Here is a 10,409-nt window from a genome sequence, read left to right as displayed (position 1 = left end):
AATAGGAGCTTTATTCATACTCTATCCCTAAGCGTTTTAAAAGTACTTTTTCAGTGCTCTCAGCAAGGCGACGAGGAGATTGAAGCCGTGCCCCCGGAAAGCGTCCGCTGTAATGGAAAACAACTACAGGTATTTTATTTGAAGAATATTTTAACCTAAAACCTTCCTAATATCCGCCCCAAAAACTATACTCATATTTATCAAAATTCATCTTATGCTTTAAGAATGTTTGGAAAAAATCCATTTGTTCTTTTTTTATATTAAATGAGCCAATCACTGGATGTTCAGGCGACAAATTAAAAATTCTCTTAAATTCATTTAGTGGAACATTTTTAAGTTCCTCTTCACCGACAATTATTTTCGTTTCATCCTCAATCTCACTCCATTGAATTTGCCTTGTAGTATCTTTTTCTGAGAAGTAATATGGTGACGCACATTGTTCAACAAACAATCCATTATTGGAGGCAAACTCGATAGCGGAAAGACAATTTACTTTGGACCCAACATACATATAGTAATCCCAACCAAAATGTACAAAGAAATTGTTCTTACTATATAATTGACACCATATAAAATTTCTCAAAACCATTTTGCAAATTAAGCGTATATCGTTTTTGTTTAGTAGTGCATCTTCTTTAAGAATCAGTGTTTCAAATTCTTTTTCGTATAAAGGAGATGTCTTGTCTTCTTCTGAAATATTGCATTCTAACTGTAAGAGTCGCAATGAATCAAGGTTAGTTTCCTCAATAAACTTGATTGCTGAATCAATATAAGCAGCCTCAACTTGGAGATATTCATTCAAAGTGAATTCATTTCCGTTAATGGTCTTTCCGATTTCAGAAGGACAAGTCCATTCCTCCCTTAGCGTATAGTAACCATTTTCATCCCTAAATTCAGGGTTATACTTTGTGACTCGCCACTGAAAATCTATGTAATTACTCAACCAATCTACCCCTTCATCTAGCTAGTATATATGTTTTTCTTACATGTATCTTAACGCTAATTTTCATTCATTGCTAAGAAGATTTACACCTAAAACTTATAAACAACAAAAGACAGACCAGTAAATAACTAAATGGTCTGCCTTAATAGTATATTGTTGAGGATAACCTAATCCCCTTTTTTGTTATTCAAAAGGCCATTTTGGAAGCATTTTGTTCAATTTTTTATCTTCTCGATAACCTAGCACATATTCCGCTTGCATAACGGTATGGATTTCTCTTGTTCCTTCATAAATGACAGGAGCCTTTGAATTCCTTAAGTAACGAGCTACCGGGTATTCATCTGAATAACCATAAGCACCGTGGATTTGAACCGCATCATCTGCAGCTTTATTCGCAAAATCACAAGCTTGCCATTTTGCCAAGGAGGTCTCTCGTGTATTCCGGACTCCTTTGTTCTTTAGCTCACCAACACGATAAACTAGCAGGCGACTCATTTGAAGACCGGCTTCCATCTTAGCGATCATTTGCTGTACAAGCTGGTGCCGCCCAATTTCCTTACCAAAGGTTTCACGCTCTTTTGCATACTTAACACTTGCTTCAAGACAAGCAAGTGAAAGACCTGCTGCTCCAGCAGCTACAGTAAATCTACCATTATCTAAAGCCGACATAGCAATTTTAAACCCTTCGCCTTCTTCTCCTAAAAGGTTTTCCTTTGGAACTTTCATATTTTCAAAGAAAATTTCACCGGTATTCCCCGATTTTATGCCATACTTTCCTTTAATCGCTTTAGAGGAAAAGCCCGGCATTGTGCGCTCAACAATGAATGCACTTATACCGTGGTGTTTTTTTGACTTGTCCGTATAAGCAAAAACTATAAAATGATCCGCCGCATCACATAAAGAGATCCATGTTTTTTGTCCATTTAAAATATAATGATCTCCATCTGCAACGGCAACTGTTGACATCGCTGCTACATCTGAACCTGCTCCAGGCTCAGTCAGTCCAAACGCACCAATTTTTTCTCCCTTAGCTTGAGGCTCCAGGTATTTTTTCTTTTGCTCCTCAGTACCCCATTGTAGTATGGTCATGGAGTTTAAGCCTGTATGAACAGAGACAGCCGTTCGAAAAGCGGTGTCTCCTCTTTCTAGCTCTTCACAAACAATAGCAAGAGAATTATAGTCCATGCCACTTCCACCATACTGCTCTGGAATACATACTCCCATCAGTCCTAAGCTAGCAAGTCTCTCCCAAATGATAGGGTCAAATGCCCCTTTTGCCTCCCACTCTGCAATGTGAGGAATAATCTCGTTATCAACAAATTGTCTTAATGTTTTTCGTAGAAGCACCTGCTCCTCAGAGAATTCAAAATTCAAACTGTTTCACCTCTTGTTACATATTCTTTTATCTCAACGCCTCTAGCAGACATTTCCTTAATATATAATTCACCTGGCACAATTAGCTCCGGTGTAGACACGCCTGGTTTTGTAATAACACCATTTCCAATCATTTGTGCAACAACTGAAATGGTGTTTGCAGTTGCGCGAGCCATAGCAGTTTCACCAGATAAAGGATCCTTTTGAGTTGCCATTTCATACGTGTAAATTGTTTCATTTCCATCCTTTTCACCTTTAACGATAACTCTTAGTAGCACTGCGTCCTCTTTATCGCCTAGGAGAAGGGATGGTGTCAGCACTTCTTTCAATACTTCCCGAACGTTTACAATATTTCCTCCAGCGTTAACTGTTTTATTTTTATCTGTAAGACCTAAATCTACCAGTAGCTTAAATTTCTCTGCATGGCCTTTATAGCGAATCGTCTTATATTCTAATGTTTGAACGTTTGGAAATGATTTAGTTAGAGTGGACGTCCCCCCTGCTGTATGGAACGCCTCTAATTCCTCATATCCGTCAAACTCGATTGGCTCAACCTCTGTTAAAGAGTCTATTTCCTCTAATTGACCATTTCTTATTACATGAGAAGGATCGGTATAGTGATCAAATACTCCTTCTAATGAAAACACGATATTATACTTGAATATCCCTTCTGGTTCTACAGGTATTCCCCCAACATATAGGTGAATATCTGTAACTTCATCTAATTTACTAGCACCATAGCCTGCAAGAATATTGATCATCCCAGGAGCGACTCCCAAATCCGGAATAATCGTCACCCCTTTCGCTTGTGCCTTTTCATCCAACGAAAGCACAGCATCTGTAGCTCCTCCAATATGACCACCAAGATCAATGGAGTGGACTCCAACATCTACCGCAGTTCTAGCCACTTTCTCATTGAATGAGTAAAACAGCGCATTGATCACGACATCTGCCTTTTTAATAACTTCTATTAAATTGGCATCATCATTTGCATCTAATCTTAAAACCTCAATTTTAGAGTTCTGCATTTTTTCCTTAAACATATTGGCTTGCCCAACGTCCAGGTCACATAAATATACTTTCTCCACATTTGGACTCAAGATTAAATCTCTTGCCGCTTCCTTCCCCATTAAACCTGCACCTAATACAGCTACCTTCATATCGACTTCCCCCTTATTCTGTGTCTATTTGAGCTCTTTGTAACTTCCCGCTGTAATCTATATAAATACTCTTCCACTCTGTATAAACGTCTAGAGCCGCAACTCCAGAATCTCTGTGGCCATTCCCTGTACCCTTTGTTCCTCCAAACGGAAGATGTATTTCAGCACCGGTCGTTCCAGCATTAACATAGACAATCCCCGTATCTAAATCTCGTTGGGCTCTAAATATTTTATTTATATCTCTAGAGAAAATAGAACTGGACAACCCGAATTTCACTCCATTGTTCACTTCAATTGCTTCTTCTAATGATTCCACTTCAATTAATGAAACAACCGGACCAAATATCTCTTCTTGAGCAATTCTCATATTCGGTTTTACATCTGTAAAAAGAGTGGGAGCATAGTAATTTCCTTTAGCTAAATCACCATCTTGAAGGATAGTACCACCTACAACAAGGTTAGCTCCCTCCTCTTTTCCAATTTGAATGTAGGAGTGGATTTTCTCTTATGCATCCTTGTTAATAACTGGTCCAACCTTGACTGTTTCGTCCATTCCGTCACCAATTGTTAACTTCTCCATTCTTTCTAGAAGCATTTTTTCCAGTTCCTTCTTCACATCTTTATGCACAATCACTCGACTACATGCTGTGCAGCGCTGTCCAGCTGTACCAAAGGCACTCCAAAGAATTCCGTCTACTGCAAGATTTAAATCTGCATCCTCCATAACGATAACAGCATTTTTTCCGCCCATTTCTAAGGAAACCTTCTTTAAGTGCTTTCCGCCAAGCTCAGCTACCTTACTTCCAGTATCTGTTGAGCCAGTAAACGAAATAACTTTTACGTCCTTATGCTCAATCATCGCTGTTCCCACCTCTGATCCGGAACCAAATACGACGTTTGCAACACCACTTGGCAGACCAACCTCTTCAAATATTTTAGCCATCTCAAACGCCATCATTGGTGTCTCTGTAGCAGGCTTGCAGATAAATGCATTGCCCGCCACTAAAGCAGGAAATGACTTCCAAGTAGCAATGGCCACAGGGAAATTCCAAGGTGTAATCAGTCCGACTACTCCTATTGGTGCTCGAACACTCATGGCAAACTTGTCTGCCAGCTCAGAAGGGGTCGTTTCTCCGAAAAGTCTTCTTCCTTCACCTGCCATGTAAAAGGCCATATCAATTCCTTCCTGTACTTCTCCACGACCTTCTTCTATGACCTTCCCCATCTCTTTTGTCAGTACTTGAGCTAAATGCTCCTTTCTTTCTTTCATCAGTCTGCCAATTTCATATAAATAGTCCGCTCGTTTTGGAGCCGGAACTAATGCCCATTTCTTTTGTGCCTTCACTGCAGCCTCTACTGCAACGTCTACATCCTCTTTTGTAGACATTCTTACTTCTGCTAACTGCTCACCGTTTGCTGGATTTAATACAGCAGTGTACGAAGCCTCTCCCTCTTGCCATTTTCCATTAATAAAATTTGTTAGTTTCATATCCTTACCTCTCTCTCTTAAAATTGAAAACGTTTACATATATAATAAATTCTATAATTACTAATAAAACCCTTTAAAAAAATTTAAAAATTAAGAAAAATTTAATAAAAATCCCTTTATAAAACTGAACCACGATGCAGGAAATCAAGAAACTACGAATACAAAAGCGTAATAAGTGGCTTCGACACGTCGTAATAAATGAAGGTGTTGCTCTAAAAAAACAGGAACCTTTTATTTTATCATTCGTATAGTTATTTAATTACACCGAGGAGGAAAAAAAGAATGAATAATCATGAAATAGATTACAAGTTGTATGGAGACGATATGCAGTTTGTTGAAATTGAACTGGATCCACAGGAAACGGTTGTAGCTGAGGCCGGCAGCTTAATGATGATGGAGGATGGCATTTCTATGGAAACTATCTTTGGAGATGGCTCCGGGGGTAGTGGCGGTGGGATTATGGGTAAATTAATGGGTGCAGGAAAACGGTTAATCACAGGTGAGAGTCTGTTTATGACCACTTTTACTAACGTAGGTAGCGGTAAAAAACACGTTTCCTTCGCCTCCCCTTATCCGGGAAAAATAATCCCAATGGATTTAAGCGAGTATAGAGGAAAAATTATTTGCCAAAAGGATGCATTTTTGGCTGCAGCTAAAGGAGTTTCCGTAGGAGTTGAATTCCAACGTAAGTTAGGTACTGGATTCTTTGGCGGTGAAGGATTCATCATGCAAAAGCTTGAAGGAGATGGTCTTGCATTTGTGCATGCCGGAGGAACGATTCACCAAAAGGTTTTACGACCTGGAGAAGTATTACGAGTGGACACGGGTTGCCTAGTAGCTATGACTTCAGATGTTGACTATAATATTGAGATGGTTAAGGGAGTTAAAACAGCTCTATTTGGGGGTGAAGGATTATTTTTCGCTACGCTTCGTGGTCCTGGAACAGTGTGGATTCAATCCCTTCCATTTAGCCGTTTAGCGAGTCGAGTGTTTGCTGCTGCTCCCCAAACTCCAGGTGGAGGATCGAAAGGTGAAGGAAGTATAACTGGTGGACTTTTTGACCTTTTAGGCGGGAAATAATAGAAGTCTATCTTTACAGACTGAAGACTAACTCCAAGAGTTTTGTCTTCAGTTTTTTTTATCCAAAACTAGAAAGCTCGTCTATTTATTATCACACGCACTAAACCTTTTCAGTACCCTACCCCCTCGATAGACCTTTTTCTGTCCTTACTAGAGAACCCCTAGCAAATTGCTCAACAGTCTTAGTATCCCCCTTCATATACTAGTTTATAAGAACAGTTGTGTAATTCGTTCTCATCAATAAGAGAAGGAGGGTGTAAAATGGTTAATAACGCAGGCTTATGGATAGGGCTTCTTGGTATCGTGCTAGCAATTGTAGGCTTTTTCTTCTACCCAATTTGGCTAGGCTTAGCTGCTATTGTTTTAGGATTTGTAGCATTGTATCACTACAAACAACTTATTGTAGGATGGCTATCCATTATTTTAGGTGTAATCGTGCTCATACTTTATTTTTTCTTCTAAGCTATTGTCGATAATTATTGAAAAAGGCAACCGGATCGTAGAAACCAGGTGCCTTTTTTATATGCAGAAATAATTGGATACTTACATACGTTACCAGTAAAAGAGATAGTGTAAAAATTAATCTGGATATTGTTCCATCGCTTCAAGAAAATTTGGAATTTCATAGAGGCTGGGATCAGCATTGGATAGATAGAGATGTAGCTCCTGGTTAGGGGTTTGGGTTGTTGCTTTTATTATGTTACTCGTCTTTTTCGAGTAGATAAAACGATCCTTATCGTCTTCACTAGAAGCAGAAATAAATTTAAATCCGTCATAGTCATTAAATAATTGATCAAAATAATTTTTATCAACTTTTGTGAGTACTACTGATATTAGTTTATCTTCATAAAAAGAGAAGCTAGCTTGCTTATCATAATCTAAAACGAAGTCGGAGCCATCTCCATCCACTCGACCAATTAGATAATTATTACCAAAGCGTTCAATTACTTCTGATGATGAGTCACCCAATGTTACTCCATTAAGATACAGGTGACCCTGCTCCTCGAAGATTGTTGGATTAACTAAATCAATTTTAATGTCTGATAGAGAATGCCGTTGATTATTAAGTTTCTGTTCTATTTTATATAGATATTCAGCATTTAGGTAATCCGGGTCGTTATAGGACAAGGATAATTGAAGTTTCCCTTCAGAAGTCTCCTTTATGGCTTTTATTATTTGTTTTGTCTCATTCGAGTAGAAATAATGACCATCATAGTTTGTATAAATAGAAGTGAAGAACTTAAATCCATCGTAATCTTTATATACGTGGTTGAAATAGTTTTTATCTACATTCATGAAGACTGCTGAATTTAATTTATCATCATCGAAGTAGAATTTGGCTTGACCGTCGTAGTCCATGATGAGGTCTGCTTTGCTATCCTCCTCTTGTATAATTGAATAATTTTCGCCTAAGACCCCTATAACCTTTTTATGCGAGTCACCTAACGTTATACCCTGAAGAAAAAGAGTTCCTTGTTCATCTGTAAATATAGGCTTTGTTAAATCAAAATGGTGCTCTATTGGAGCCTGTAGTTTGTTTAATGGTAGTTCATTTTCAAGGTTAAAGAAAAAAAGCATTGTACTCACTAGTAAAACTAAAGAAACCGCAATAAATCGCCATTGATGTTTTGGTAGTTTCGAGTTGTTTTCAATCTCGCTTACTACATTTTGTATCACCCGTTGTTTACTTTCGGTTAAATCTCGCATTTTAGTTGGGGTAAATTTATTCATTTAATAGCGCCTCCCATTCTATTCCTTTCAGTCGATTTCTTAAAAGGTCTCTTCCACGACTTAATCGAGTTTTTACTGTACTTTCTGGAATGGATAATAAATGTGCTACTTCGGAAATTGTCATTTCATTAAAATAAAAGTGTATGAGAACTTCCCTATGTTTGAAGGGCAGTTCAAGAATTGCATCTCCAATAATGGCTACTTCATCTTTTTTCACGAATTCGTCCACATTTCGTTTGCCTGCTGTTGAGAAGATTTTGCTCTGTATACGAACTTTCCGATAGGTCCAACTTTTTAAATAGTCTTTGCTTTTATTAACAGTCATCTTCATTAAATAAGCTTTTAGCTCACCACGTTCTTCATAATAATTCTGATGATAAAACTTGATAAAAACTTCTTGTACAATATCTTCTGCCGCTTGAAGATCCTTTACATAACCATAAGCTAAACGTATTAAAGGCTCTGTATATTGAAACATCAATTCTCTTAATTCATAAACATTTAACAAAATCGCAAGCTCCTTTCTCTATAGAGTAAACGATTCTCAAACACTCAAAGTTTGAATTTCCCTAAAAATATTTTAAATAGCCGAAGAGGACATTTTAGTCATTTTAAGCTTATATATTTTAAATAGAATAAATGCTTTAATGTTAATTGTCCGTATTGCTCATGTATCATATAGGACAAAAATAGCTTATCCTATGTAAAAAAAATAATCAGCAACAATTTGGGATGTGAAGCTACTAAAATCCAACGTTTGTACATAATATTCAGAAATGTGTTGACATTCAGAAACAAACAATGATATCCTCAAGTAGTTAGATATTTAAATTAGAAATGGAGGTACGAAAAATGACTACATTTAAAACTTCAAAAAATAATCGTATATTGATTTCGTGCCCAACCGCTAATTATTTTTTTTGTAAATAATTAATACTGACGGCATGTTATGCCGTTTTTTTCTATGAGCCCACGCTTATGTAAAGAAGCGTGGGCTCTTTTTTGTGCATTTTTAAAAACTTTGGTGTTTTCACGCATTGCGTGTTGCATATATAAACAAAATAATAAGAAAAGGAGTGCTGGTGATGATGATCATGGAACAGCGAAGAAAGTTATTAAAAAAGGAATCTCTCGAAAGTGGATAGCTTGGTTGGGGATAGAAAACCCCAGTCGACTAAAATGATGCTAATAGTTTAATCGGTAAAATAATAAATAAAGGAGGAAAAGAAATGATGATACCAAAACAGAGTGGTAAGCAGATTAATAAATTTGTAGATAAAAATAAATTGGAGTTGCCAACACACTATTTAAGTGAAAAGTGGCTAACAGGAATGGTGCTAGCCACACCTTAACAATATAATTGGACTTCTCCTTAAGGAGAAAAATAATGATTTCGATTAATGATATAGAACATGCAAGGCAACGGATGGCTGACTTGGAAAAGGAAGTAAGACAATCTAAACTAGGACATAACTACCTATCTAGAAAAAAGAAAGTCCAAAAACCTTTTTTGAAAAGAGTCTTGAGTTCTTTTACACGTGTAAATTTAAAAGGCTCTGTTAAAAGCTAGAGTTGATTTTTCATGAGATTAGTTTTTGTGTTTTTGAAATGTTACACCTACACTATCGTTGCGTTAGTCAAAAACAATATCAAAGTACTAAAACTAAATTTAAAATGACAAAAAGGCATACACGCTTCACGTGTATGCCTTTAATCATTATTTTATTTACCAGCTTTAAAAGCCTCTAAGTACTCATCTACCTTAGCAGCATCTGCCTTAAGCTCGTTACCCGTTTCTACAAGAGGACTTACAGTTGATACTGCTTTTTTCTTGTTTCCTTGGTAATAGTTAATGATTTCATCCTGGTTGATCGAGTACAGAATCGCTTTACGTAAAGATTCGCTTTCTGAAACATCACGACCTTTTGTGTTAAATAGCAGGTAACTTACAGCGTTACTATCGTTTTTCTGAAGAGTTAGCTTGCTATCATCTTCTACTAACTTGTATTTTGTTTCAGGAACTCCATTAAATATATGAATCTCTCCGTTGCGAAGAGCCGATAGCGCGCTATCTGCATCTGCAATGAAACGAACGGTTACGTTTGCTATCTTCGGCTCGTTTTCAGTTCCTGGCATATAAGCCGGGTTTTTTACGAATACTGCCTCATAATCATTTTTGTGGGATAAGATGTAAGGCCCACTAGCATATAACGTATTATTGTAAGAAGCACCTTCTGTTACTGTATTTTGATCTCCGTAAGGAATATCTTTGTTTACATCGAAGGTAGCAACATCATAAGTGTTGATGCTCTCCACTTGATTTTCAGACACAATCCCTGCAGATTGATGAGCCAAATAATTTAAAACTTGTGGGAATGGGTTAGTTGTTGTAATTTTAACTACTTGGTATATCCCTTTCGCTGCATCTGCTTGTGTTTTATCTGTCACTAGCTCTGAAATTGCTGTATCAACATTATTTTCTAAAGCTTCCTTCACTGTAATATCACTACCTGATTGCTTCACATCAAGCTCTGAAAGATCTGATACGATTTCAATATTTTCCATACTTTCGTGTAAGCTATATGTGCGATGATCTGGAACTGATTTACTGTCTTTTGCACGGTTCATCGAG

Annotated in this window: 10 protein-coding genes and 1 pseudogene; 4 read left to right on the top strand and 7 right to left on the bottom strand. The window is 37.2% G+C overall.

All coding sequences use genetic code 11. The features are described from left to right. Positions 1 to 166 precede the first annotated feature (166 nt). The 4 genes and pseudogenes from AC06OU_RS04425 to AC06OU_RS04410 form a co-directional block, all read right to left on the bottom strand. Positions 167 to 943, bottom strand: a complete 777-nt coding sequence (locus AC06OU_RS04425; RefSeq protein ID WP_475854233.1) for a DUF7683 domain-containing protein — start codon at positions 941 to 943, stop codon at positions 167 to 169. Positions 944 to 1,126: 183 nt separating this feature from the next. Then, complete coding sequence (locus AC06OU_RS04420) at positions 1,127 to 2,317, bottom strand: acyl-CoA dehydrogenase family protein (RefSeq protein ID WP_475854232.1); 1,191 nt, start codon at positions 2,315 to 2,317, stop codon at positions 1,127 to 1,129. Beyond that, positions 2,314 to 3,477 (bottom strand): saccharopine dehydrogenase family protein, encoded by a 1,164-nt coding sequence (locus AC06OU_RS04415; protein WP_475854231.1) that lies wholly within the window; start codon positions 3,475 to 3,477, stop codon positions 2,314 to 2,316. Before AC06OU_RS04415 ends, AC06OU_RS04420 begins: the two co-directional genes overlap by 4 nt. A gap of 13 nt (positions 3,478 to 3,490) precedes the next feature. Beyond that, a pseudogene (locus AC06OU_RS04410) lies at positions 3,491 to 4,966 on the bottom strand (aldehyde dehydrogenase family protein). Positions 4,967 to 5,248: 282 nt separating this feature from the next. On the opposite strand from AC06OU_RS04410, the gene AC06OU_RS04405 reads away from it, so the two are divergent. Then, a complete protein-coding gene (locus AC06OU_RS04405; RefSeq protein WP_169359022.1) occupies positions 5,249 to 6,046 on the top strand; it encodes a TIGR00266 family protein in 798 nt (265 codons plus the stop codon). A gap of 261 nt (positions 6,047 to 6,307) precedes the next feature. After that, positions 6,308 to 6,508 carry a C4-dicarboxylate ABC transporter gene (locus tag AC06OU_RS04400; protein WP_169359023.1) on the top strand — a complete coding sequence of 67 codons (201 nt, stop codon included), beginning with the start codon at positions 6,308 to 6,310 and terminating at the stop codon, positions 6,506 to 6,508. A gap of 117 nt (positions 6,509 to 6,625) precedes the next feature. On the opposite strand, the gene AC06OU_RS04395 is transcribed toward AC06OU_RS04400, so the two are convergent. Together AC06OU_RS04395 and AC06OU_RS04390 are read right to left on the bottom strand one after the other, a co-directional pair. Next, on the bottom strand, positions 6,626 to 7,777 hold the full coding sequence (locus tag AC06OU_RS04395) for a hypothetical protein (protein WP_475854229.1): 1,152 nt from the start codon (positions 7,775 to 7,777) through the stop codon (positions 6,626 to 6,628). After that, positions 7,770 to 8,285: a sigma-70 family RNA polymerase sigma factor gene (locus AC06OU_RS04390; protein WP_475854227.1), complete on the bottom strand. Its 516-nt coding sequence runs from the start codon at positions 8,283 to 8,285 to the stop codon at positions 7,770 to 7,772. The genes AC06OU_RS04395 and AC06OU_RS04390 overlap by 8 nt, the downstream gene beginning before the upstream one ends. Positions 8,286 to 9,006: 721 nt before the next feature. Between AC06OU_RS04390 and AC06OU_RS04385 the strand changes: the two genes are divergently transcribed. Then, positions 9,007 to 9,129 (top strand): hypothetical protein, encoded by a 123-nt coding sequence (locus tag AC06OU_RS04385; protein WP_475854226.1) that lies wholly within the window; start codon positions 9,007 to 9,009, stop codon positions 9,127 to 9,129. A 35-nt stretch (positions 9,130 to 9,164) separates the two neighbouring features. Then, entirely contained in the window at positions 9,165 to 9,347 is a 183-nt protein-coding gene (locus tag AC06OU_RS04380; protein WP_475854225.1) for a hypothetical protein, read from the top strand. A gap of 152 nt (positions 9,348 to 9,499) precedes the next feature. On the opposite strand, the gene AC06OU_RS04375 is transcribed toward AC06OU_RS04380, so the two are convergent. After that, a partial coding sequence (locus AC06OU_RS04375; protein ID WP_475854224.1) for an ABC transporter substrate-binding protein occupies positions 9,500 to 10,409 on the bottom strand: 910 nt, incomplete at its 5' end.

The sequence above is a fragment of the Psychrobacillus sp. genome (assembly GCF_056205495.1).
The sequence above is the reverse complement of the archived record's forward strand: the minus strand, read 5'-3'. Positions and strand labels throughout refer to the sequence as shown.

Bases quoted from the DNA above. Each gene is read 5' to 3' on its own strand.
- AC06OU_RS04385 (WP_475854226.1), top strand. From the start codon at position 9,007: ATGATGATACCAAAACAGAGTGGTAAGCAGATTAATAAATTTGTAGAT.
- AC06OU_RS04395 (WP_475854229.1), bottom strand. From the start codon at position 7,777: ATGAATAAATTTACCCCAACTAAAATGCGAGATTTAACCGAAAGTAAA.
- AC06OU_RS04405 (WP_169359022.1), top strand. From the start codon at position 5,249: ATGAATAATCATGAAATAGATTACAAGTTGTATGGAGACGATATGCAG.
- AC06OU_RS04415 (WP_475854231.1), bottom strand. From the start codon at position 3,477: ATGAAGGTAGCTGTATTAGGTGCAGGTTTAATGGGGAAGGAAGCGGCA.
- AC06OU_RS04400 (WP_169359023.1), top strand. From the start codon at position 6,308: ATGGTTAATAACGCAGGCTTATGGATAGGGCTTCTTGGTATCGTGCTA.
- AC06OU_RS04380 (WP_475854225.1), top strand. From the start codon at position 9,165: ATGATTTCGATTAATGATATAGAACATGCAAGGCAACGGATGGCTGAC.